General features: G+C 74.2%; 24 protein-coding genes and 1 riboswitch. Of the genes, 9 read left to right on the top strand and 15 right to left on the bottom strand.

Translation table 11 applies throughout. The annotated features are described in order from the left end of the window. Position 1: 1 nt before the first annotated feature. The gene (locus tag OSR43_RS12015) at positions 2-919 is read left to right on the top strand and encodes an aldose 1-epimerase family protein (RefSeq protein WP_302266787.1); all 918 of its coding nucleotides are present in this window, start codon (positions 2-4) and stop codon (positions 917-919) included. A gap of 41 nt (positions 920-960) precedes the next feature. Here OSR43_RS12015 and OSR43_RS12020 read toward each other — a convergent pair whose 3' ends face one another. After that, a complete protein-coding gene (locus tag OSR43_RS12020) occupies positions 961-1,596 on the bottom strand; it encodes a TetR/AcrR family transcriptional regulator (protein WP_302266788.1) in 636 nt (211 codons plus the stop codon). Positions 1,597-1,731: 135 nt separating this feature from the next. On the opposite strand from OSR43_RS12020, the gene OSR43_RS12025 reads away from it, so the two are divergent. Continuing rightward, positions 1,732-2,511, top strand: coding sequence for a glucose 1-dehydrogenase (locus OSR43_RS12025; protein WP_302266789.1), 780 nt, complete (start codon positions 1,732-1,734; stop codon positions 2,509-2,511). Further along, complete coding sequence (locus tag OSR43_RS12030; RefSeq protein WP_302266790.1) at positions 2,508-2,981, top strand: nitroreductase/quinone reductase family protein; 474 nt, start codon at positions 2,508-2,510, stop codon at positions 2,979-2,981. Before OSR43_RS12025 ends, OSR43_RS12030 begins: the two co-directional genes overlap by 4 nt. A 37-nt stretch (positions 2,982-3,018) precedes the next feature. Here OSR43_RS12030 and OSR43_RS12035 read toward each other — a convergent pair whose 3' ends face one another. The 3 genes from OSR43_RS12035 to OSR43_RS12045 are packed head-to-tail and all read right to left on the bottom strand — an operon-like array spanning position 3,019 to position 4,608. After that, complete coding sequence (locus OSR43_RS12035) at positions 3,019-3,477, bottom strand: PH domain-containing protein (protein WP_302266791.1); 459 nt, start codon at positions 3,475-3,477, stop codon at positions 3,019-3,021. After that, positions 3,461-4,312 (bottom strand): ATP phosphoribosyltransferase, encoded by an 852-nt coding sequence (hisG, locus tag OSR43_RS12040; RefSeq protein ID WP_302266792.1) that lies wholly within the window; start codon positions 4,310-4,312, stop codon positions 3,461-3,463. Before hisG ends, OSR43_RS12035 begins: the two co-directional genes overlap by 17 nt. Positions 4,313-4,344: 32 nt before the next feature. After that, a complete protein-coding gene (locus OSR43_RS12045) occupies positions 4,345-4,608 on the bottom strand; it encodes a phosphoribosyl-ATP diphosphatase (protein ID WP_302266793.1) in 264 nt (87 codons plus the stop codon). An 86-nt stretch (positions 4,609-4,694) separates the two neighbouring features. On the opposite strand from OSR43_RS12045, the gene OSR43_RS12050 reads away from it, so the two are divergent. From OSR43_RS12050 to OSR43_RS12065, 4 genes are read left to right on the top strand one after another with little or no spacing between them, the layout of a single operon-like run. Further along, entirely contained in the window at positions 4,695-7,679 is a 2,985-nt protein-coding gene (locus OSR43_RS12050) for a response regulator (RefSeq protein ID WP_302266794.1), read from the top strand. Further along, the gene (locus tag OSR43_RS12055; RefSeq protein WP_302266795.1) at positions 7,676-8,185 is read left to right on the top strand and encodes a pyruvoyl-dependent arginine decarboxylase; all 510 of its coding nucleotides are present in this window, start codon (positions 7,676-7,678) and stop codon (positions 8,183-8,185) included. Before OSR43_RS12050 ends, OSR43_RS12055 begins: the two co-directional genes overlap by 4 nt. Next, positions 8,178-8,756 (top strand): hypothetical protein, encoded by a 579-nt coding sequence (locus OSR43_RS12060; RefSeq protein WP_302266796.1) that lies wholly within the window; start codon positions 8,178-8,180, stop codon positions 8,754-8,756. The genes OSR43_RS12055 and OSR43_RS12060 overlap by 8 nt, the downstream gene beginning before the upstream one ends. Then, entirely contained in the window at positions 8,756-9,127 is a 372-nt protein-coding gene (locus tag OSR43_RS12065) for a response regulator (protein WP_302266797.1), read from the top strand. Before OSR43_RS12060 ends, OSR43_RS12065 begins: the two co-directional genes overlap by 1 nt. 8 nt (positions 9,128-9,135) lie before the next feature. On the opposite strand, the gene ribH is transcribed toward OSR43_RS12065, so the two are convergent. The 5 genes from ribH to ribD are packed head-to-tail and all read right to left on the bottom strand — an operon-like array spanning position 9,136 to position 13,294. Beyond that, positions 9,136-9,615: a 6,7-dimethyl-8-ribityllumazine synthase gene (gene ribH / locus OSR43_RS12070; RefSeq protein ID WP_302266798.1), complete on the bottom strand. Its 480-nt coding sequence runs from the start codon at positions 9,613-9,615 to the stop codon at positions 9,136-9,138. Next, positions 9,612-10,910, bottom strand: a complete 1,299-nt coding sequence (locus tag OSR43_RS12075; RefSeq protein WP_302266799.1) for a bifunctional 3,4-dihydroxy-2-butanone-4-phosphate synthase/GTP cyclohydrolase II — start codon at positions 10,908-10,910, stop codon at positions 9,612-9,614. Before OSR43_RS12075 ends, ribH begins: the two co-directional genes overlap by 4 nt. Continuing rightward, on the bottom strand, positions 10,907-11,590 hold the full coding sequence (locus tag OSR43_RS12080) for a nicotinamide mononucleotide transporter family protein (protein WP_302266800.1): 684 nt from the start codon (positions 11,588-11,590) through the stop codon (positions 10,907-10,909). The genes OSR43_RS12075 and OSR43_RS12080 overlap by 4 nt, the downstream gene beginning before the upstream one ends. Next, positions 11,590-12,219: a riboflavin synthase gene (locus OSR43_RS12085; protein WP_302266801.1), complete on the bottom strand. Its 630-nt coding sequence runs from the start codon at positions 12,217-12,219 to the stop codon at positions 11,590-11,592. The genes OSR43_RS12080 and OSR43_RS12085 overlap by 1 nt, the downstream gene beginning before the upstream one ends. 1 nt (position 12,220) lies before the next feature. Next, positions 12,221-13,294: a bifunctional diaminohydroxyphosphoribosylaminopyrimidine deaminase/5-amino-6-(5-phosphoribosylamino)uracil reductase RibD gene (gene ribD / locus OSR43_RS12090; RefSeq protein WP_302266802.1), complete on the bottom strand. Its 1,074-nt coding sequence runs from the start codon at positions 13,292-13,294 to the stop codon at positions 12,221-12,223. A 71-nt stretch (positions 13,295-13,365) separates the two neighbouring features. Beyond that, positions 13,366-13,511, bottom strand: a riboswitch (FMN riboswitch). A gap of 108 nt (positions 13,512-13,619) precedes the next feature. On the opposite strand from ribD, the gene OSR43_RS12095 reads away from it, so the two are divergent. Then, complete coding sequence (locus tag OSR43_RS12095) at positions 13,620-14,465, top strand: hypothetical protein (protein ID WP_302266803.1); 846 nt, start codon at positions 13,620-13,622, stop codon at positions 14,463-14,465. A gap of 3 nt (positions 14,466-14,468) precedes the next feature. On the opposite strand, the gene rpe is transcribed toward OSR43_RS12095, so the two are convergent. The 4 genes from rpe to ligD all read right to left on the bottom strand — a co-directional run bounded on the left by rpe (position 14,469) and on the right by ligD (position 18,832). Then, on the bottom strand, positions 14,469-15,134 hold the full coding sequence (rpe, locus tag OSR43_RS12100; RefSeq protein ID WP_302266804.1) for a ribulose-phosphate 3-epimerase: 666 nt from the start codon (positions 15,132-15,134) through the stop codon (positions 14,469-14,471). A 21-nt stretch (positions 15,135-15,155) separates the two neighbouring features. After that, positions 15,156-16,109 carry a lipid kinase gene (locus OSR43_RS12105; protein ID WP_302266805.1) on the bottom strand — a complete coding sequence of 318 codons (954 nt, stop codon included), beginning with the start codon at positions 16,107-16,109 and terminating at the stop codon, positions 15,156-15,158. Between the two features lie 70 nt (positions 16,110-16,179). Further along, positions 16,180-17,796 carry an ATP-dependent DNA helicase RecQ gene (locus OSR43_RS12110; RefSeq protein WP_302266806.1) on the bottom strand — a complete coding sequence of 539 codons (1,617 nt, stop codon included), beginning with the start codon at positions 17,794-17,796 and terminating at the stop codon, positions 16,180-16,182. 58 nt (positions 17,797-17,854) lie between these two features. Then, complete coding sequence (gene ligD / locus OSR43_RS12115) at positions 17,855-18,832, bottom strand: non-homologous end-joining DNA ligase (protein ID WP_302266807.1); 978 nt, start codon at positions 18,830-18,832, stop codon at positions 17,855-17,857. A 33-nt stretch (positions 18,833-18,865) separates the two neighbouring features. On the opposite strand from ligD, the gene OSR43_RS12120 reads away from it, so the two are divergent. After that, positions 18,866-19,618: an AAA family ATPase gene (locus OSR43_RS12120; protein ID WP_302266808.1), complete on the top strand. Its 753-nt coding sequence runs from the start codon at positions 18,866-18,868 to the stop codon at positions 19,616-19,618. Positions 19,619-19,622: 4 nt separating this feature from the next. On the opposite strand, the gene OSR43_RS12125 is transcribed toward OSR43_RS12120, so the two are convergent. Both OSR43_RS12125 and OSR43_RS12130 read right to left on the bottom strand, forming a co-directional pair. Next, on the bottom strand, positions 19,623-21,017 hold the full coding sequence (locus OSR43_RS12125; protein WP_302266809.1) for an RsmB/NOP family class I SAM-dependent RNA methyltransferase: 1,395 nt from the start codon (positions 21,015-21,017) through the stop codon (positions 19,623-19,625). Continuing rightward, positions 21,010-21,420: an MmcQ/YjbR family DNA-binding protein gene (locus OSR43_RS12130; protein WP_302266810.1), complete on the bottom strand. Its 411-nt coding sequence runs from the start codon at positions 21,418-21,420 to the stop codon at positions 21,010-21,012. The genes OSR43_RS12125 and OSR43_RS12130 overlap by 8 nt, the downstream gene beginning before the upstream one ends. Between the last annotated feature and the right edge of the window lies 1 nt (position 21,421).

The raw sequence follows: 21,421 nt of genomic DNA on the forward strand, positions 1-21,421 counted from the left end.
GGTGCTCCCTCCCAGCGGCGAACAGTTCGAGATCGAGGGCGGCGGCTACCGCGCCGTCGTGACCGAGAGCGGCGCAGCGCTGCGCGGCCTCTCCTTCCGCGGGCGCGACCTGGTCGACGGGTTCGGCGAGGACGAGATGTCCGCCGGCGGGCGCGGGCAGCTCCTCGTGCCCTGGCCCAACCGGGTCCGCGACGGGCAGTACGCCTTCGCCGGACGCGACCTCCAGCTGCCGCTCACCGAGCCTGCCCGGCACAACGCCTCCCACGGGCTGGCCCGCTGGGTCGCCTGGAGCGTCGAGGAGCACACCGGCCACTCGGTCTCGCTGCAGTACCGCCTGATGGCGCAGACCGGCTACCCCTGGACCCTCGACCTGCACGTCGCCTACGACCTCTCCGCCGACGGGCTCACCGTCACCCAGACGGCGACGAACGACTCCGGCGCGCCCGCGCCGTACGCGTCCGGCGCGCACCCGTACCTGCGCGTCGGCGACGGCCCGGTCGACACCTGGGAGCTCACGCTCCCGGCGGCGACCCGCCTGCTGGTCGACGACGAGCGGCTGCTGCCGGTCGGGCGCGAGGCGGTCGAGGGCACGGCGTACGACTTCCGCGTGGCGCGGCCCCTGCGCGACCTCGCGCTCAACCACTGCTTCACCGACCTCCAGCGCGACCCGGAGGGGAACACCACCGCGGTGCTGCGCGACCCCGCGAGCGGCGACGGCGTCACGCTCTGGGTCGACGGCCACCACCCGTGGCTCCTGCTCTACACCGCCGACGACGTGCCGGCCACCGCCCGCCGGTCACTGGCCGTCGAGCCGATGACGGCACCGCCGGACGCCCTGCGCTCCGGCGAGGACCTCTTCACCCTCGCCCCCGACGAGACCGTCTCCGTGGTCTGGGGCATCCGCGCGCTCGAGGACTGACCGGGCCGGAGGGCCCTCGACCGGTCCGGGGTCGGCGGCCCTCAGGACGGTCCAGTGCCGTCCACCGCGTACCGGGCGGTGGTGGTGCGGACGGCCTCGTCGACCACCTGCGTGACGCGTTCGTCGCCCACCTCCCAGCCCGGCACGAGGAGGGTCGGCCAGAAGACGTAGTTGGAGATCATCCCCAGGAACTGCGTGGCGGCGAGGTCGACGTCCTCGACCCGCACGGTCCCCGCCTCGTGCTCGGCCCGCAGGTAGTCCCGCACGGACTCGAAGTAGGGCATCTTGCCGTGCGAGAACTGCGCGCTGGCGAGCTCGGGGAACCGCGGCAGCTCGGCGATGACGATCCGGAACAAGTCGGTCATCCGGGCGCGGCCCAGCAGCTCGGCGTAGCGGCGACCGATGGTGCCGAGCCCGGCGACGACGTCGCCCACCGGCGGCGGGGCCTCGTCGTCCCCGGTCGACCAGGACTCGGTGACCATCGCGTCGAAGAGGGCGGCCTTGGTCGGGAACTGCTTGAACAACGTGGCGCGCGAGACGCCCGAACGCTCGGCGATCCGCGCCAGCGACGTCCGGTCGTAGCCCAGCTCGAGGAACAGGGCGGTCGCGGCCGCCAGGATCAGCGCGCGCTTCTCCTGCGCGATGCGCTGGTGGTACGTCGTCACAGCCCTGCTCATGGGCCGAGCATACGAGGTGAGTGGCTTGACTCGCCTCTATGGGCGGCTTAGGGTCGCCAGTGGTGAGCCACTCGACTCACCACTGGCCGGCCCCCACCGGGACCGGCCGGTCACCCCGTACCGGAGGACCAGCAGATGCACCGCTTCAACGACCAGACCGTGCTCGTGACGGGTGGGACCGGGGGCCAGGGGTCGAGCCACGTGCGCGCCTTCCACGCGGAGGGGGCGAGCGTGGTGATCGCCGACATCGACCCCGGACGCGGCGTCGCCCTCGCCGCCGCGCTCGGGGACCGCGCGCGCTTCGCCCACCTCGACGTCACCGACGAGGACTCGTGGTCCGCCGCCGTGCTCGCCGCCGAGCGCGCCTTCGGCACCCTGGACGTGCTCGTCAACAACGCCGGCGTGCAGAACCCGCCGGCACCCATCGAGGAGACCGACCAGGCGACCTGGTCGCGCATCCTCGGCGTCAACCTCACCGGGACCTTCCTCGGCACCAAGGTCGCGGCCCCCGCCCTGCGCCGCGCAGGAGGCGGAGCCATCGTCAACATCGCCTCGACCATGGCACTGGGCGGCACGGCCCACTACGCGCCGTACGTCGCCAGCAAGTGGGCCGTGCGGGGCCTGACCCGGACGGCGGCGCTCGAGCTCGGCCGCGACGGCATCCGGGTCAACACCATCCACCCCGGCGTGATCGCGACGCCGTTCATCCACGAGCCGGCAGCCGGTGCCACCGCGGCGATCGCCGACTTCTACTCCCCCGAGCCGTTCGCGGTCCCCCGGCTCGGGGAGCCGACCGACGTCACCCGTCTCCTGCTGTTCCTCGCCTCCTCGGAGGCGTCGTTCGTCACCGGCTCGGAGCACGTCGTCGACGGCGGTCTGCTGCTCGGTCCCGCGCTGCAGGCCGAGACCGCGTGAGCACCCCGAGCGCCACCGGGCCGAGCGACCCGGCCCCGGACGACTCCCTGGCGCACCTGCCCGACCACGTCCGGCGCGCCATCGAGATCACCCCCGCCGCTGGCACCCGGGAGCGGATCATCGACATCACGACGCGGGGGCGCCGCACCGGCCGGCCGCGCCGCCTCGAGATCTTCTTCTACCGGGCCGCGGGCGCCACCTACCTGTGCAGCGGCGCCGGCGGCGCCGCGACCGACTGGCACGCCAACCTCCTGGCCGAGCCCGCCTTCACCTTCCACCTCAAGAACGGGGTCCGTGCCGACCTGCCCGCGCGGGCCACGCCTGTCACCGACCCCGCGGAGCGCCGGGCCGTGCTGGCGGAGATCGTCGCCGACCTCAATCAGCCGCACGACCCGGGCACCATCCGGCCGACCCGGCTCGAGGACTGGGCCACCAGTCGGCTCGTGCGGATCAGGTTCCCGCGATCCTGACCGCGGTTCCCGGGCAGACCGGGGGTCGCGGGGCGCGTCAGCGGGAGAGCTCGTCGGCGAGCCGGCGGAGCTCGCGGACGGCCTCGCGGGACTTCGCCCCGTCAGAGCCCTGGATGCCCATGGCCGACACCGTCCGGCCGTCGGAGAGGTCGATGGTGACCCACGGGGCACCGGTTGGGAGGTTGACCGCGACGACCTCGGCCCACTCGTAGCGGCGGCTGCGGTAGCCGTTGACGACCGTCAGGCCGTCCCGGTCGGCCGTGACGCGGGAGCGGGTCAGCGCGTGCAGCACCGCTCCCCCGAGCAGCACGAAGAAGACGACCGTGCCCCGCTGGAACGTCGTGAACTTCGACCGCACCTCGTCACCGAAGGAGATCCAGGCCATCGCCAGGATGACGAGGAGGCCGACGCCCAGCACGATCGCGACGATCCGCGGTCCGAGCGGTCGCCACGTGCGCGGCAGGCCCGGGCCCGGGGCCTCAGAGCCGGCAGGCATGGATGTCGGTGAGGAGGATGCCGCGGGCGCCGAGCTCCCAGAGCTCGTCCATCAGCCGCTGGGCACCGTCGCGGGGCACCATCGCGCGGACAGCGACCCAGCCGTCCTTGTGCAGCGGGGACACCGTCGGGCTCTCGATGCCGGGCGTGAGGGCGACGGCGGAGGAGACGTGCTGGCTCTCGATGTCGTAGTCCATCATCACGTAGCTGCGCGCGACCAGGACGCCGTCGAGGCGCCGCTTGAACACCTCGAAGCCGGCGGGCGGCTCGGCGGCCGAGCGGGTGATGAGCACCGCCTCGGACTCCAGGATCGTGCCGCCGAAGACCTCGAGGCCCGCCTGGCGCAGGGTGCTGCCGGTCTCGACCACGTCGGCGACCACGTCGGCGACGCCGAGCTGGATGCTGGTCTCGACCGCCCCGTCGAGCCGCACCACCGACGCCTCGATGCCCTGCTCGGCGAGGAAGGCTCCGACCACGCCGACGTACGACGTGGCGATCCGGAGGCCCGACAGCTCGGACAGGTCGGTGTAGCGGCCGGCGGGGCCGGCGAACCGGAAGCGGCTGCGGCCGAAGCCCAGGGACCGGACCTCGTCGGCCTGGGCCCCGGAGTCGCGCAGCAGGTCGCGGCCGGTGATGCCGACGTCGAGGGTGCCCTCGCCGACGTAGAGCGCGATGTCGCGCGGACGCAGGTAGAAGAACTCGACGCCGTTCTCGTCGTCGATCAGCGTCAGCTGCTTGCTGTCGTCGCGCTGGCGGTAGCCGGACTCCCGGAGGATCTCGGACGCGGACTGCGAGAGCGAGCCCTTGTTCGGGACGGCGACACGGAGGAGGGACATGCGGGTCCTGTTCGGGGCCGGGTCAGGCTGGGTCAGAGGTGGGCGTAGACGTCGTCGAGGTCGATGCCGCTGGCGATCATCAGGCACTGCGCGTGGTACAGCAGCTGGCTGATCTCCTCGGCCGTGCGCTCCTTGCCCTCGTGCTCGGCCGCCATCCAGGACTCGGCGGCCTCCTCGACCAGCTTCTTCCCGATCGCGTGCACACCCGCGTCGAGCTGTCGCACGGTGCCGGAACCGGCGGGCCGGGTCCGTGCCTTCTCCTGCAGCTCGGTCCACAGCTCGTCGAACGTCTTCACGGGCGACCAGCCTAGGCGACGCGCCGGTCGACGGCTCGACCGGGCGACGGTTAAGACGGGTCTGACCTGCTGATACCTTCCGGGGTATGGGCAGATCGCTGTCGCTCGCCGCGCAGCGACGCCGTTTCCGGGTGGCCGCACCCGCTGCCGTCCTCACCGTGGTGCTCTTCGCGGTGCTCCTGCACCCGGGTTTCTCCGACACCTTCCGCGAGGGCGCGAGCGCGCTGGGCCTGATGGCCGCCGGGACCACCACCGGCGTGAGCGTCTGGCTGCGGGCTCGGTGGTCGAGCGGGCGGCGGCGCCGCGGGTGGCTCTGGCTGCTGGCCGCCGCGGTCTCCGCGGTGCTGGGCAACGTCTGGGCCGCGATCGCCGGTTACGACCCGGTGACCGACCCCAGCCTGGTCAGCGACCTGAGCGTGTCGCTCGCGCTGGCGCTGTCGATCGTGGGACTGCTGACCTTCCCGACCGCGCGCCGCCGGGGCCGCAACCTCACGATCATGGTCCTCGACGGGATCGTGGGCGGGTCGGCGGTGCTGATCATGGCCTCGGTGCTCGTCTACGACGAGCTCCTGGCGTCGGTCGACCAGGTCTTCGGCCCGGAGTTCTTCAGCCTGCTCATCCCGTTCCTCGACGTGGCCCTGGTGACCTTCGGCCTCTTCCTGGTGCTGCGCAGCCGGGGTGAGAGCCGTCCCGCGCTCGCGCTCGTAGCGCTGGGCTTCCTGCTGTACGCCATCGCCGACCTGTCCTTCGCGGTGCGGGTGGCCCAGGGGACCTTCACCTGGGGCGACTTCCCCGACCTCGGGTGGATCGCGGGCTACCTGCTGATCGCGGTCGCGTCCTGGTACCCCGCCGGTGACGAGGACGAGGCCGTCGAGGACGCCCACACCGCCGCCGACGCCCGGGACACCCTGCTGGTCTTCTCGGTCGTCGGCGTGGCGGGGATCGTGCAGATCTTCTTCAGCGGCGGCGAGGAGATGCAGCGGGCCCAGGAGGTCCTCTGGCTGGCGCTCGCAGTCGCCACCGGCGCCCGCCAGGTGCTGCTCACCGCGGACAACGCCCAGCTGCGGCGGGGCCTCGAGCGCCGGGTCGCGGAGCAGACCGCCGACCTGCGGCGCCTCGCGCGGCGTACCGAGACGCTCCTGACCTCCGTCGGCGACGGCATCTACGGCGTGGACGCCCGCGGACGGATCACCTCGATGAACCCCTCCGGCGCCCGCGCGCTCGGCTACACCCCCGAGGCGCTGCTCGGTCAGCCGGCCCACGAGCTCTTCCACGCCCCGGGCGTCGACGGCGCGCCGTTCCCCTACGAGGGCTGCTACATCGCCGAGGCGATCGCCTCGGGCACGGTGACCAGCGCCGAGGAGGACGTCTACGTCTGCGCCGACGGGGCGGAGTTCCCGGTCGAGATCACCGCGAGCCCGCTGCTCGACGACGACGTGGTCACGGGCGCGGTCGTCGTGTTCCGTGACGTGACGCAGCGGCGCGAGGTCGACCGGATGAAGAACGAGTTCCTCTCCGTGGTCAGCCACGAGCTGCGCACGCCGCTGACGTCGATCCGCGGCTCCCTCGGCCTGCTCGCGGGCGGCCAGCTCGGCGAGCTGAGCCCGCGGGCCACGTCGATGGCGCGGATCGCGCTGGAGAGCAGCGAGCGGCTGACCCGGCTGATCAACGACATCCTCGACCTCGAGCGCATCGAGTCCGGCGCCCGCCCGATGGAGCTGGCCGTCATCGACGCGCGGGCCCTCGTGGAGGCGGCGACCGCGGAGCTGGACGCCATGGCGCGCGGCGCGGACGTCCGGCTCGAGGTCGGCGACACCGCCGGGACCGTCCTCGCCGACCGCGACCGGATCGTCCAGACGCTGATCAACCTGCTCAACAACGCGATCAAGTTCTCCTCCGCCGGGGGCCGGGTCGTCGTCGACGCGCAGCCGCGCGACGGCGGGACCGTGCTCTTCCGCGTGCACGACGAGGGACGCGGGATCCCGGCGGACCAGATCGGCACGATCTTCGACCGGTTCCACCAGGTCGACTCCTCCGACGCCCGCCAGAAGGGCGGCACCGGGCTCGGGCTGGCGATCAGCCGCGGCATCGTGGACCGGCACGGCGGGCGGATCTGGGCGGAGAGCGAGCCGGGGCGGAGCACGACCGTGCAGTTCACCCTGCCGGCGCCGCACCGCTCCCGCCTCGCGGGCGAGGCCGTGCCCGCCGACGCCCCCACGATCCTCGTCTGCGACGACGAGCCCGCGGTGGTCGGCACGCTGTCGGCGATGCTCGCCCAGCACGGCTACCGCCCGGTGGGCGTCGGCGACGGCGACGAGGCGATCGCCCGGGCCACCGCGGAGCGCCCGGCCGCCGTCCTCCTCGACCTCCGCATGTCCGGCACGTCCGGCGCGGAGGTCCTCGCCGAGCTGCGGCGAGGCGAGCGGACCCGCAACATCCCGGTCGTGGTCGTCTCCGGCCTCGCTCCCGAGAGCGACCCCGAGCTGAGCCCGCAGGCCGACGGCTGGCTGGTCAAGCCGGTCACCGAGGGCCAGCTCGTGCAGGCCGTCGAGGTGGCCCTGGCCGGGCGGCTCAGCGAGAGCGCCGTGCTGCTCGTCGAGGACGACGAGGACCTGGCCGAGGTGATCAGCGCACTGCTGCACGCCCACGGCCTCCGCGTCGACCACGCCACCACGGCCGCCTCGGCGATCGAGACCGGGCGGGCGGTGCGCCCGCAGGTCATCGTCCTGGACCTGCACCTGCCCGACGACGACGGCTCGGCGGTCGTCGCCGCCTTCCGCCGCGACCCCGCGCTGGCGGCGACGCCCCTCGTCGTCTACAGCGCCGCGGACGTCGAGGTCGAGCGCCGGGCCTCCCTCGAGCTGGGGCCGACCGTCTTCCTCACCAAGGGACGCACCGCGCCCGAGGACCTCGAGCAGCGGGTCCTCGGCCTGCTCGACGCCGTCACCGGACGGCCCGCCGAGGCACGCGTCCCCACCAGCCCCACCACGACGAGCACCACCACCACGGGCACCACGACCACCACCACGTCGCGAACAGCGTCCGACACCATCCCCAAGGAGGAGCGGTGACCACCCGACTCGAGATCACGGTCCGCGCAGCAACCGGGACCGGCCGCACGCCGCTGGCGGCGTACGACCACGCCCTTCTCAACGCCGGCGTCGGCAACCTCAACCTGATCAAGCTCTCCTCGGTCATCCCGCCGCACAGCACTGTGCGGGTGCTGGAGGACCCCGCGGCCGAGGTCCTCGCCGGCGGCCACGGCGACAAGCTCTACTGCGTGGAGTCGGCCTCCTTCGCCGAGCACAGCGGCGAGACCGTCTGGGCCGGCCTCGGCTGGACGCGGGACCACACGACCGGCGGCCTCTTCGTGGAGCACCACGGCGGCAGCGAGGAGTCCCTGCTCGAGCAGATCACCTTCAGCCTCCACGACATGGACGTCAACCGCGGCGGCGGCTACGGGCCGGTCGAGCACGCCACCGCGTCCGCGCACTGCGTGGACCGGCCGGTCTGCGCGCTGGTCGTGGCGGCGTACTCCGTCGAGGACTGGTCGCCCAAGGAGAGCACCCGTGGCTGACCGCGCGAGCGGGTCGCCGGCCATCACCGTGGAGACCGAGCTGGACGAGCAGACCGTCGCGGCGTACTGGAAGCTCTACCGCGAGACCTTCGCCGAGCTCGAGACCCGGGCGATGGCCCGGCACCTCCTCCACGAGCACGAGTTCGTCGAGGAGATGACCGACCCCCGCGTCATGAAGTACGTCGCCCGCAACGCCGACGGCGAGGTCGTGGGCCTCTCCACGCTCACGCGGGACCTCGAGACCGTGCCGTGGATCAGCCCCGGCTGGTGGGCGCACCACTACCCCGAGCACACCGCCCGCAACGCCGTCTACTACCTCGGCTTCACTCTGGTGCGCCAGGACCAGCGACAGACCAGCGTCATGTGGTCCATGATCTCCACCATCGTGGAGATGCTGGTCGCCGAGAAGGCGGTCTGCGGCTACGACTACTGCAAGTTCAACAACGAGGTGCTCCGGCTCGGTCCGGGTACCGAGGCGCTGCTGCACCGGATCGCCGACGTGGAGGTGGAGGCTACGGACACCCAGACGTACTACACCGCACTCTTCTCCGGACCGCCGCGGTCCAGCTGATGCCGCGCGCCCTCGTCGTCGACGACGACGACTCGATCCGCGAGATCACCCAGCTGGCCCTCGAGGTCGTGGCCGGCTGGGAGGTCGTGACCGCCGACGGCGGTCAGCTCGCCATCGAGATGGCCGACGAGCACCTGCCCGACGTCATCGTGCTGGACCTGATGATGCCCGACATGGACGGACTGACGACCTTCCGCCACCTGCAGGCCCAGCAGTCCACCGCGCACATCCCCGTGGTGCTGCTGACCGCCAAGGTGCAGGTGGGCGACCGTCAGCTCTGGGACGAGATGGCCGTGGCCGGCGTCATCTCCAAGCCGTTCGACCCCATGAGCCTCGCCGGCGAGATCTCCACGATGCTCGGCTGGGCCTGACCGTCTCCTCAGCGCCCGGTGATGCCGCGCAGCGTGTGGGCGGTCTGCAGGGCCGCGGCGGTGGCCTCGTAGCCCTTGTCCTCCGAGGACCCCGGCAGCCCCGCCCGGTCCAGCGCCTGCTCGTCGGTGTCGCAGGTGAGCACGCCGAAGCCGACCGGCGTCCGGTGGTCGAGCGCCACCCGGGTGAGCCCGTCGGTGGCCGCCGAGCAGACGTACTCGAAGTGCGGCGTCCCTCCGCGGACGACCACGCCCAGCGCCACGACCGCGTCGAAGCCCTCCTCGGCCAGGGCGGCCGCGACGACGGGGAGCTCGAAGGTCCCCGGCACCCGCACCACCGTGGACTCGCCCACCTGGTGGGCGTCGAGGGCCCGCTCGGCCCCGGCGAGGAGGCCGTCCATGACCTCGGTGTGCCAGCTGGCGGCGACGACGGCGACGCGCAGGCCGCTGCAGTCGAGGGGCTGGAGGTCGGGGGCGCCGTGGCCGCTCATGCGTCGTTCTCCTCGGTCGTCCGCACGGGTGCGGGGTCGGGCTCGTGGGGGTCCAGGCCGGGCAGGACGTGGCCCATCCGGTCGCGCTTGGTGATCAGGTAGGCCAGGTTGTGCCCGTTCGGGTGCGGGGTCAGCGGCACCCGCTCGGCGACGCCGATGCCGTAGTCCTCCAGGCTGCTGACCTTCTCGGGGTTGTTCGTCAGCAACCGCACGCTGGTGACACCGAGGTCGCGCAGCACCTGCGTCGCCGCGCCGTAGTGGCGGGCGTCGGCGGGGAGCCCGAGGTCGAGGTTGGCGTCGACGGTGTCGCGGCCGCCGTCCTGGAGCTGGTAGGCCTGCAGCTTGGCGACCAGGCCGATCCCCCGGCCCTCGTGGCCGCGCAGGTAGACGACGACGCCGCGGCCCTCGGTGACGATCCGCTCGAGCGCCTCGTCGAGCTGCGGCCCGCAGTCGCAGCGGTGGCTGCTGAAGACGTCTCCGGTCAGGCACTCCGAGTGCACCCGGGTCAGCACCGGCCCGTCGCCGCTGATGTCACCGTGCACGAGCGCCAGGTGCTCGGAGCCGTCGACGGTGATCCGGTAGCCGTACGCCGTGAAGTCGCCGTGCCGGGTGGGCAGCCGCGTCTCCGCGACGCGCTCGACGAGGTTCTCGTGGCGCCGGCGGTGCTTGACCAGCTGCTCGATCGAGATCATCGCCAGGCCGTGCTCGTCGGCGAACTCGCGCAGCTCCGGCGCCCGCTTCATCGTCCCGTCGTCGTTGACCACCTCGACCAGCACGCCGACGGGGGTGAGCCCGGCCAGCGTCGCCAGGTCGACCGCGGCCTCGGTGTGGCCGCGCCGGACCAGCACGCCGCCCTCGCGGTAGCGCAGCGGGAAGACGTGCCCGGGCCGGGTGATCTCCCAGGGCTCGGTGGCGGAGTCGGCCAGCACCCGGACGGTGTGCGCCCGGTCGGCGGCCGAGATGCCGGTGGAGACCCCGTCCCGGGCGTCGACGGAGATCGTGTACGCCGTGCGCAGCCGGTCCTTGTTGTGCGGCGTCATCAGCGGGATCTCGAGCCGGTCGAGCATCTCGGCGGGCATCGGGGCGCAGATGACGCCGCTGCTGTGCCGGATGGTCCAGGCCATCAGCTCGGGGGTGGCCCGGCTCGCGGCGAAGATGATGTCGCCCTCGTTCTCGCGGTCCTCGTCGTCGACGACGATCACCGCCTTGCCCGCGGCGATGTCGGCGATCGCCTGCTCGACGCTGTCGAGCCGGACCTTCGCGTGCTGCTCGGGCTGGAGGGGCGTGGCGGTCATGCGGGTACTCCTTCGTCGACCGGGCGCGGGGCGGCGACCGGCTGGTGGGTGGCGCGCTCCACGCGCCACCAGGTGATCAGGCCCAGCACGCAGAACGCGCCGTAGAACAGGTACATGCCGGCGGTCGGGTAGTAGCCGGCCCGGACCAGCGTGGTCACGCCGACCACGTCGACGGCGATCCACACCAGCCAGAACTCCACCCAGCCGCGCGCCATGCCGTACGTCGCCACGAGCGAGCCGGCGAGGATCCAGGCCTCCGTCGCGGGACCCCAGGAGCCGATCCGGACGAGCAGCGCGTACGCCGCGGCGTACCCGACCGCGGCCAGCGCGAGCAGCGCGAGCCTCTCCCGCGCGCTGGCCCACCGCGGGGTCACCGGCACCGCACCGGCGTCGCGCCGGGCGGCGCTCCAGCGCCACCAGCCGTAGAGCCCGACGACCGCGAACATCACCTGGCGCCCGGCCTGGCCCCACAGCGGCTCGGAGGTCGCTCCGCTCAGCTCGCCGCTGACGAACACCGTGAACAGCAGGACGTTGCCGACCAGGCCGACCGGCCAGGCCCAGACGAGGCGGCGCATGCCGAGCAGCGCGCTGGCCAGGCCGAAGCCGTTGCCGACGACCTCGCGGACGGCCAGCGAGCCGTCGCCGACCGCGATGGTCCCGTGGAGCAGCCAGTCGAGCATCAGGCGTCCTCCCCCGGGGTCGTGGCGGGGGCCGGCGGGAGGTGGCCCGCGAGCAGCTTCTCGACGTGCTTGGCGATGACGTCGGCCTCCAGGTTCACCCGGTCGCCGACCTGGCGGGAGCCCAGCGTGGTGCGCGCGAGGGTCTCGGGGATCAGGCTGACGGTGAAGGAGCCCTCCCCCGCCTCGACGACCGTGAGGCTCACCCCGTCGACGGTGATCGAGCCCTTGTCGACCAGGTAGCGGCCCAGGTGTCCGGGCAGCGACACCTCGACGAGCTCCCAGTGCTCGCTGGGTGTGCGCCGGAGCACCTCGCCGACGCCGTCGACGTGGCCCTGCACGATGTGCCCGCCGAGGCGGGTCGCGGCCGTGACGGCGCGCTCGAGGTTCACCCTGTCGCCCGGCTGCACGCCGCGCAGGCTGGTCTTGTCGAGGGTCTCCTGCATGACGTCCGCGGTCCAGGTGTCGTCCTCGCGGCCGGCCACGGTCAGGCAGCAGCCGTTGACGGCGATCGAGTCCCCCAGCGCGGCGTCCTCGAGCACCGTCGCGGCCCGGATCGTGAGCCGGATGGCGTCGCCCTGGTCCTCGACCGCGGCGACGGTGCCCAGCTCCTCGACGATCCCTGTGAACATGTCAGTGCTCCTCGGTGTGCCCGGCCGCCGCTGCGGACCGGTCGGGGGTCATGGTCAGCCGGACGTTCGGCTGCTCGTCCGGCGTCGCCGGCTCCAGCACGGTCACGTCGGTGACCATGGGCCGCAACGCCGCGGAGATGGTGGTGATTCCGAGGTCGGCCACGGCGGACGTCCCGGCGCCGAGCAGCACCGGCGCGACGTACGCCACCACCTCGTCGACGAGACCCGCGCGCAGGAACGCCGCGGCGAGGGTCGGCCCGCCCTCGAGGAAGACGTGCTGACGGTCGCGGGCGCGCAGGTCGGCGAGCGCCTCGTGCGGGTCGCGGGTGCGCAGCAGCACCGTCGGGGCCTGCCCGTCGAGGACCCGCCGGCCGGGGTCGAGGTCGCGCAGGCCCATGACCGCGCGCAGGGGCTGGTCGGCCACGGGCACGTCGTGCTCGTCGCGGACGGTCAGCGCCGGGTCGTCGACCTCGACCGTCGCGGTCCCGACGAGCATCGTGTCGGCCAGCGCCCGGAGCCGGTGGGTGTCGATCCGGGCGGCGCGGCCGGAGACCCACCGGCTGGTGCCGTCGGCCGCGGCGCTGCGCCCGTCGAGCGTGGTCGCGAACTTCCAGGTGACGAAGGGCCGGGCGTGCTCGACGGCGAACGTCCAGGTGCGGTTGAGCGCACGGGCCTCGCCGGCCAGCAGGCCCTCCTCGACCTCGACGCCGGCCGCCCGCAGCGTGTCGGCGCCGCCGACGGCCACGGGGTTGGCGTCCCCCTGGGCGAAGACCACGCGCCGCACGCCCGCCTCCACCAGCGCCCGGGCGCACGGGCCGGTGCGGCCGGTGTGGTTGCACGGCTCGAGGGTCACCACGGCCGTCGTGCCCCGGGCCCGCTCCCCCGCGCGGGCCAGGGCGTCGGCCTCGGCGTGCGCCGTGCCGGCGCCGCGGTGGTGGCCCTCGGCCACCGTCGAGCCGTCGTCGGCGAGCAGCACGCAGCCGACCCGCGGGTTCGGGCCCAGCGGCACGCCCGGGCTCGCGGCCAGCGTGAGGGCGCGGCGCATCGCGCGCTGCTCGGCCTCGCTGAAGCCCATCGTCCGCCCCTGTCCGGTGTCGTCGCGGACTCCGGGGCGACGGCGGCGTGCGGCACGGGGTGCCGAGCCGCCTGCGTGCGCTTCCCATCCGGACTTTGACCGTCGGTCCAGGACTCTCACCTGGTCAACCGGTCACTGGCGGTGACCGGGTCGCGGACTTCTGGACCTGCGTCCAGTCACCGCCGGCTCGGAATTTCACCGACCCCAGAGCACGCGAGCGTGTTTGCTCGTCTGGTCGGAGTCTGCCACAGCGCCCGCCCCGCCTCCTCGTGAGCCGGCCCACAGAGCGGGACAACTCCCGTGGCGCGGCAGGCGTCTCCCTGGCATGCGCACCTCGACCGCCGCCCTCGGCCTGGCCGCCGTCCTCCTGGGTCACGCCCTCACCGGCTGTGGCCCCGCGCCCGCGGGCGGCGGCGCCGCGACCGTCGCCTCGGTCGCGGAGGACCGGCACCGCGACGCCCGGGCCGTCGTCACCGCACGCACCTCCCGCCTCCGAGCGGCACTCGTCCGCCGGTCGCCGCACGGCCTGCAGGTCGCGGCGTGGTGGGGCTGCGTGGACGCCGGCTGCGCCCGTCGGGACCAGGCGATCGCCCGCAGCGGGGACGACTTCCGCAGCGCGACGTACGACGCCACCGGCCCGGGCCGGGCGAGCCGCCTGTTCGCCGGGACGACGTCCCGAGCTGTCCCCCCGCGGCCGCCGACGGACGCCGGCCTGGACGGGCTCCTGACCCAGGACGCCGTCTCGCTCGACCGGCGCACCGTCCGGGCGGTGCTGGGCGGGGGCGACGGGGCCACGGTGCTCCCGTTCCAGCGGGTCGCGCGCCTGGCCGCCGGGACCTGGACCGCGTACGACGTGCCCGTCGTCGACGGCGAGCGGGGCTACGTCTCCTCGGCCGTCGTCCTGCCCGACGGCCGGCTGCTGGCCCTGGTGCCGACCTGGAGCGGCGACCGGCCCGGCCGGCCGAGCGCCGTCCACCACGGGCTCTGGGTCTCCGACGACACCGACTGGTCGGCGTGGTCACCGTGGGCCGCCGATCCCGGGGGCGTGCGGGACCTCCGCGCCGACCCGCGCGGCGGCGGCGTGCTCTGGCTGGTCACGGGCGACGACACCGCCCCGCTGGTGGTCTCGACCGACGGTGGCCGGACGGTGCGCACGCTGCGGGCCCGCTGAGGGTCAGCCCCGGGCGGCGGTGGCGGTCTCGCGCAGCGAGGCGACCATGGCGTCGGGGTCGTCGGCGGAGTAGACGGCCGAGCCGGCCACGAAGACGTCGGCACCGGCCTCGGCGCAGCGCCCGATGGTCTCCAGCGAGACTCCCCCGTCGACCTGCAGCCACGTCTCGACGCCGTGCTTGTCCATGAGGGCGCGGGCGCGGCGGATCTTGGGCAGCACCAGGTCGAGGAACTTCTGGCCGCCGAAGCCGGGCTCGACGGTCATCAGCAGCACCATGTCGAGCTCGCCGAGCAGGTCCTCGTAGGGCTCGATCGGGGTCGCCGGCCGCAGCGCCATCGAGGCGCGCGCCCCGTGCGAGCGCAGCTCGCGCGCCAGGCGCACGGGCGCCCTGGCCGCCTCGACGTGGAACGTGACGGAGCCGCAGCCGGCCTCGACGTACGCCAGCGCGTTGCTGTCGGGCTCCTCGATCATCAGGTGCGCGTCGAGGGGGACGTCCGTGGTCCGGGCGAGTGCCTCGACCATGGTCGGGCCGAAGGTGAGGTTGGGGACGAAGTGGTTGTCCATGACGTCGACGTGGACCCAGTCCGCGCCGGGGATCCGCGCCACCTCCGCCCCGAGGTTCGCGAAGTCGGCGTTGAGGATGCTCGGCGTGATCTGGAGGTGGCCCACGGGCCCGCAGTCTAGGGAGGGTCAGGACGCCTCGCCGGCGCGCCTCCCGTCGAGCACGGCCGCGCGGCTGGTCGGCGGCACGACGACGTGGACGGCGTTGCGCTCGACCTCGAACAGCGCGGGCGTGGTCGCCACCACCTCCCCGTCCAGGTTCACCCCCAGCACCGGGTCGGTGCGCAGGCGCACCCGCCGGGTCGTCAGGTGGTGGACGCGCTCGTGCTCGACGAACGAGCCGTCCTTGAGGAAGCGCGCGATGGACACGTGGTCGCGCAGCCGGCCGCGCTCGATCGCGTAGACGTCGAGCAGGTGGTCGTCGATCGAGGCGGACGGCGAGACCGCGTTGCCCCCGCCGTAGTGGCGTCCGTTGCCGACCGCCACCTGCAGCAGGTCGTCGAGCTCGACCGGCTCGTGGTCGCCGTCGGGGAACTCCAGTCGTGCGGCGAACGGCCGGTGGTGGCGGTAGGCGCCCAGGGTCGCGACGGGGTACGCCGCGGGGCCGAGCCGGCGCTTCAGCGCGGGCGTGAGGCGCTCGGTGACGGCCACCGACAGGCCGACCGACGCGACGTTGAGGAAGGCCCGGCCGTCGACCCGGCCCAGGTCGACGTCGACCACCCGCCCGGCGACGAGCGCCGCCACGGCGCCGGGCACGTCGGACGGGATCTCGAGGGTCCGGGCGAAGTCGTTGGCGGTCCCGAGCGGCAGCACGCCGAGGGTGACCACTGTCCCGGCGACCCGTCCGGCGGCGCAGCCGACCGTGCCGTCGCCGCCGCCGACCACGAGCAGGTCCGGCGCCTCGGCGACGACGCGGTCGAGGGTGGCGGCGAGGGTGGCTCCGTCGCGGACCGGGTGCGTGCGGACCTCGCCCAAGCCGGCGGACCGCAGCGCGGCGGTGGCCTGCTCGAGCGCGGCGGCGCCCCGGCGCGAGCCGGTGTTGACGACGACCGCGACCCGGCGGACAGCTGCTGGGGTGGACATGGCCCCGACGGTAGGGCGCCCGGATGAGACCGCCGTGAGAGCCGGGTGTGCGCCCGCTGTGGGATGCGGGTCAGGCCAGCTGCAGGAGCTCGTGCTCCTCGACGACGTCGAGCGAGAGCGTCCGGTAGCCCACCGACTCGAAGAGCACGGTGACCCGGTCGTCCTCGACGTCGGTCACCACGCCGGGACCGAACTCCTCGTGCCGCACCTCCGACTGCACCGGGTACGCCGCGTCCTGCTCGTCGGCGGGGTCCTCGGCGATGCCGGCCCGGCAGTTGTCGCAGCGCCCGCACCGGTGCTCGGCCTGCTCGCCGAAGTAGCCCTGGAGGTACGCCGACCGGCAGCGGTCGGTCTCGGCGTACCCGCGCATCATGTCGACGCGGGACCTCTCCAGCCGGCGGTGCGACTCGGCGATGTCGACGACCGCCGCGACCGCGTCGTCGGGCCGGTTCGCCTCGGGCCGGGTCTCGTGGACGAGGACGAGCAGGTTGAGGATGCGGCCGGTCTTGCGCGGACCGAACCCGGCCGCCCCGGCGACGTCCTTGGGGTCGGTGCCGACCTCGCCGGCCGCCCGGAGGACGGCGTGGACGTCCTTCTTCCGCGGGACGCCGCCGGAGAAGAACTTGCCCAGCGCGAGGTCCTCGGGCCGGTAGACCAGGGTGGCGGACGCGGGCTCGCCGTCCCGGCCGGCCCGGCCGACCTCCTGGTAGTAGGTGTCCGGCGACTCGGGGACCTGGGCGTGCACGACGAAGCGGATGTCGGGCTTGTCGATGCCCATGCCGAACGCCGAGGTGGCCACGACCACCTCGACCTCGTCGGCCATGAACGCCTCGTGGGTCTCCTCGCGGCGGCGGTGGGACAGACCGGCGTGGTAGACGGCCGTGCGGCGCCCCGCGTCGGCCAGCGCCGCGGCGTACTCCTCGGCGGCGGGGCGGGTGCGGCAGTAGACGATGCCGGCGCCCGGGGTCGCGGCGACCAGCTCGAGGACCGCCGTGCGCTGGTCGGCCTCCTCGACGACCCGGACGACGTCGAGGGCGATGTTGTCCCGGGCGAACCCGGTGAGCACCGTGCGGGGCTCGCGCATCCCCAGCCGGGCGACGATGTCGTCCTGGACCGGTGGCGCCGCGGTGGCGGTCATGGCGACCACCCGGGGCGGAGTGCCCTGCTCGTCGGCGAGCTCGGCCAGCAGCTCGCCGAGCCGGAAGTAGTCGGGCCGGAAGTCGTGGCCCCAAGCCGAGACGCAGTGGGCCTCGTCCACGGCGACCAGGCCGATCCCCGCGGCGGCGACGGCGGCGCGCACCTCGTCGTTGGCCAGCTGCTCGGGTGAGCAGAACAGGAAGTCGACCTCGCCCGCGGTGGCCCGCTCGAGGACCTCGCGCTTCTCCGCCTCGGACTCCGCCGAGCTCAACCGGCACGCGGTCAGCCCTCCGGGCGCGGACCGGATGCTGTCGACCTGGTCCTGCTGCAGCGCGAGGAGCGGGGAGACCACCAGCGTGCAGCCGTCGGTCAGCACCCCGGCCGCCTGGTAGACCAGCGACTTGCCCGAGCCCGTCGGGGAGACCAGCAGCACGTCGTGGCCCGAGAGCAGGGCGGTCGTCGCGTCGGCCTGGCCGCCGAGGAGGTGGTCGTGGCCGAAGACCTCGCGGGCCGTCTTCTCGACCCTGGTCAGGAGCTGCTGGGAGGTCACCGCGAGCCGTTACCCGGCGCCCCCGGACCCCCACCTCACCCGTCGGGGCGAACGTCGCTCACTCCTCCGGGTCGGCCGGTCCCTCCGCGCCCGCCGCCTCGTCCCGGTCGGCCCACTCCAGCAGCGGGGCGATGTCCCACGGGTCGGCGTCGATGTCCGCGTGGAGGTCGCCGAGCTCGGCGAAGCGCTGCGGCACGGTGAAGATCGTGAGGTCGCGCGGGTCGACGTCGGCGACCTCGTCCCACCGGATCGGGGTGGACACGCGGGCGTCGGGCAGCCCGCGCACGGAGTACGCCGCGGCGATGGTGTGGTCGCGGGCGTTCTGGTTGTAGTCGACGAAGACCGTGGCGGGGTCGCGGTCCTTGCGCCACCAGGTGAGGTCGACGTCGTCGGGCGCCCGCCGCTCGACCTCGCGGGCGAAGGCCAGCGCCGCCCGCCGGACCTCCTTGAACCCGTGGTCGGGGCGGATCCGGACGTAGACGTGCAGGCCCTTGCTGCCGCTGGTCTTGGGGTAGCCCGTCACCCCGAGCTCGTCGAGCACCTCGCGGGCGACGCCGGCCACGCGACGTACCCGGTCGAAGTCGCAGTCCGGGCCCGGGTCGAGGTCGATGCGCCACTCGTCGGGCTTCTCGGTGTCCTCGCGGCGGCTGTTCCAGGGGTGGAACTCGACCGTGGACATCTGCACCGCCCAGATGACCGAGGCCAGCTCGGTGACGCACAGCTCGTCGGCGGTGCGGTCCCAGCGCGGGAAGTGCAGGCGCACGGTCTCCACCCACGGCGGCGCGCCCTGCGGCAGCCGCTTCTGGTGCACCTTGTCCCCGGCCAGGCCCTTCGGGAACCGGTGCAGCATGCAGGGCCGCTCGAGGAGCGCGTTGACGATGCCGGGACCGACGGCCACGTAGTACTCGACCAGGTCGAGCTTGGTGGCGCCGGACTCGGGGAAGTACACCCGGTCGGGGTTGCTCACCCGCACGACGCGGTCGTCGACCTCGATCTCGACGGACGGGGTCTTCGACGCGGACTTCGAGGCGGCCACGCGTCCACCGTAGTGGGCCGTACGGTGACGCCCGTGGGACTCCGCCAGCCGCCCGTCGTCCGCGTGTCGGTGCCGCGCGAGGGGCGGGCCGAGCGACTGCCCCTGGGCCGGTGGCCGCTGACCGTGCCGGCCGTCGAGCACCTCGTGCGGCGCGGGCTCGACCTCGCCCCCGGCGTGACCTTCCTGGTCGGCGAGAACGGCTCGGGGAAGTCGACGATCGTCGAGGCCGTCGCCGAGGCGTACGGCATGGGCGTCGAGGGCGGCTCGACCGGGGCGCGCCACACCACCCGCCCCTCGGAGTCACCGCTCGGCGCGGCCCTGGACCTGCGGCGCGGGATCGGCGCACCGCGCTGGGGGTTCTTCCTCCGCGCCGAGACGATGCACGGCTTCTACACCTACCTGGAGGAGACGCGGGTGCGTCGGGTGGACCGGCCGGAGCCCGAGGAGCCGGTCTTCCACGAGCTCAGCCACGGCGAGTCGTTCCTCGAGCTGCTGCGCACCCGCTTCGACTCCCCCGGCTTCTACTGTCTCGACGAGCCCGAGGCCGCGCTGTCGTTCTCCTCGACCCTCGCGCTGGTCGCCGCCCTGCACGAGCTCGTCGCGAGGGGCGGGCAGGTGCTGTGCGCGACCCACTCCCCCGTGCTGGCCGCCATGCCCGGGACGAGGATCCTCGAGGTCGGGCCCTGGGGCCTCCGCCCGGCCACCTGGGAGCAGCTGGAGCTGGTCGAGCACTGGCGCGCCTACCTGGCCGACCCGGAGCGCTACCTGCGCCACGTGCTGGGCTGAGGACTCAGGAACGGCGCAGCAGGGCCAGGAACATCGCGTCGGTGCCGTGCCGGTGCGGCCACAGCTGCAGGGTGCCCGCGAGGGGCCCGGCGGCGTCCGGGACGTCCGGCAGCAGCGGCGCGGCGTCCTCGAGGCGTACGTCGTCGCGCGAGCCGAGCACCTCGGAGACGACGTCGGCGGTCTCGGCCAGGACCGGCGAGCAGGTCGCGTACAGGACCACCCCGGCCGGCCGCACCAGGTCGAGCGCCGACCCGACCAGCCGCCGCTGGAGGGTGACCAGGTCGGCCAGGTCCTGGGGCCGGCGCCGCCACCGGGCCTCGGGCCGGCGGCGGAGCGCGCCGAGGCCCGTGCACGGAGCGTCGACCAGCACCCGGTCGAAGGTGCCGGGACGGAACGGCGGGCGGGTGCCGTCGGCGGTGAGCACCCCGGCGACGCCCTCGGCACCGCGCAGGTTGCGGGCGACCAGCCGGGCGCGGTGCGCCTGCCGCTCGCCGGCCACCAGGCGCGCCCCGCGACCTGCGGCGAGGGCGGCCAGCAGCGCGGACTTGCCGCCGGGGCCGGCGCACAGGTCGAGCCAGCGCTCGTCGCGCCCGTCGAGCGGAGCGGCCGCGGCGACCACGGCGACGAGCTGGGAACCCTCGTCCTGGACGCCCGCCCGCCCCTCGGCGACGGCCGGCACGGCACCGGGGTCGCCGCCCTCCAGCACCACGCCGTACGGCGACCAGGGCGTCGGCTGGCCCGGCAGCTCGTCCCGCGTGGCGCGCCCGGGTCGGGCGACGAGCGTGACGCGCGGCGGCTCGTTGTCGGCCGCGAGCAGCGCGGCCAGCTCGGGGGCGCCCACGGCACGGCGGAGCTCCTCGACGACCCAGCCGGGGTGGCTGGACGCCACGGCGGCGTGCCCGACGGGGTCCGCCGTCGCGTCCGGGGCCACCAGGGCCACCCAGGCGTCGAGGTCGTGGGCGGTCACCTTGCGCAGCACGGCGTTGGCGAACCCGGCGGCGCCCGCACCGACCTTCGCGCGCACCAGGTCGACAGTGGTGCTGATCGCGGCGTGCGCGGGCACGCGCATCGAGAGCAGCTGGTGGGCGCCGAGCCGCAGCGCGTCGAGCACCTTGGCCTCGACCTTGGCCAGCGGACGGTCGATGCACGCCGCCAACACCGCGTCGTACGTGCCCTGGCGGCGGATCGTCCCGGACACCAGCTCGGTCACGAACGCCGCGTCGCGGCCCGACAGGTCGTGCTGCGTGAGGACCGCGGGCAGCACCAGGTTCGTGTAGGCGTCGTCGACCCGGACCGCCTTGAGCACCTCGAGCGCCGCGAGCCGGGGGACGTCGACGCGCGGCCGGCCGGCCGCGCCGGCGGCAGGGCTCGAGGGCGGACGCCGCCGACGGTCAGCCACGGTCGTCCCCGAGGTGGTCGCGCACGAGCCGCTTCGGCGCGCGGGCGGTCCAGGCGTCGGTCAGGACCTCGCGCAGCTCCTCGACGTCGAGCTCACCGAGCCGCGACTGCGAGACGAGCACCGCGCTGGTGCGCCGGAAGTGGTCGATGGTGAAGAACGGCGTCGACGGGTCGGCGACCAGCGCCTCCTTGGCGTCCATGGACGGCGTCGTGACGACCAGCAGGTCCTCGTAGGGCTCCCCGGTCGCCGGGTCCACCGTGTGCCGGTCGGGCGCGCGGAAGAGCAGGAACCCGCGTCCGTGCACGAGGTACGTCGGACGGTCGCCCCAGCTCGTGCCGAGCTCGACCTCGGGCAGCGACCGGCAGATCGCGTCCACGTCCTCCGGCGTCGCGGGGCGGCCCATC

The organism is Nocardioides sp. Arc9.136, from assembly GCF_030506255.1.
Lineage (GTDB): Bacteria > Actinomycetota > Actinomycetes > Propionibacteriales > Nocardioidaceae > Nocardioides.

Excerpts from the sequence above, each read along its gene's own strand:
- OSR43_RS12025 (WP_302266789.1), top strand. The coding sequence starts at position 1,732 with ATGCACCGCTTCAACGACCAGACCGTGCTCGTGACGGGTGGGACCGGG.
- ribH (WP_302266798.1), bottom strand. The coding sequence starts at position 9,615 with ATGAGCGGCCACGGCGCCCCCGACCTCCAGCCCCTCGACTGCAGCGGC.
- OSR43_RS12065 (WP_302266797.1), top strand. The coding sequence starts at position 8,756 with ATGCCGCGCGCCCTCGTCGTCGACGACGACGACTCGATCCGCGAGATC.
- OSR43_RS12130 (WP_302266810.1), bottom strand. The coding sequence starts at position 21,420 with ATGGGCCGCCCCGCGACGCCGGAGGACGTGGACGCGATCTGCCGGTCG.
- OSR43_RS12085 (WP_302266801.1), bottom strand. The coding sequence starts at position 12,219 with ATGTTCACAGGGATCGTCGAGGAGCTGGGCACCGTCGCCGCGGTCGAG.
- OSR43_RS12020 (WP_302266788.1), bottom strand. The coding sequence starts at position 1,596 with ATGAGCAGGGCTGTGACGACGTACCACCAGCGCATCGCGCAGGAGAAG.
- OSR43_RS12080 (WP_302266800.1), bottom strand. The coding sequence starts at position 11,590 with ATGCTCGACTGGCTGCTCCACGGGACCATCGCGGTCGGCGACGGCTCG.
- OSR43_RS12105 (WP_302266805.1), bottom strand. The coding sequence starts at position 16,109 with ATGTCCACCCCAGCAGCTGTCCGCCGGGTCGCGGTCGTCGTCAACACC.
- hisG (WP_302266792.1), bottom strand. The coding sequence starts at position 4,312 with ATGTCCCTCCTCCGTGTCGCCGTCCCGAACAAGGGCTCGCTCTCGCAG.
- OSR43_RS12050 (WP_302266794.1), top strand. The coding sequence starts at position 4,695 with ATGGGCAGATCGCTGTCGCTCGCCGCGCAGCGACGCCGTTTCCGGGTG.
- OSR43_RS12075 (WP_302266799.1), bottom strand. The coding sequence starts at position 10,910 with ATGACCGCCACGCCCCTCCAGCCCGAGCAGCACGCGAAGGTCCGGCTC.
- OSR43_RS12035 (WP_302266791.1), bottom strand. The coding sequence starts at position 3,477 with ATGCCTGCCGGCTCTGAGGCCCCGGGCCCGGGCCTGCCGCGCACGTGG.
- ribD (WP_302266802.1), bottom strand. The coding sequence starts at position 13,294 with ATGGGCTTCAGCGAGGCCGAGCAGCGCGCGATGCGCCGCGCCCTCACG.
- OSR43_RS12095 (WP_302266803.1), top strand. The coding sequence starts at position 13,620 with ATGCGCACCTCGACCGCCGCCCTCGGCCTGGCCGCCGTCCTCCTGGGT.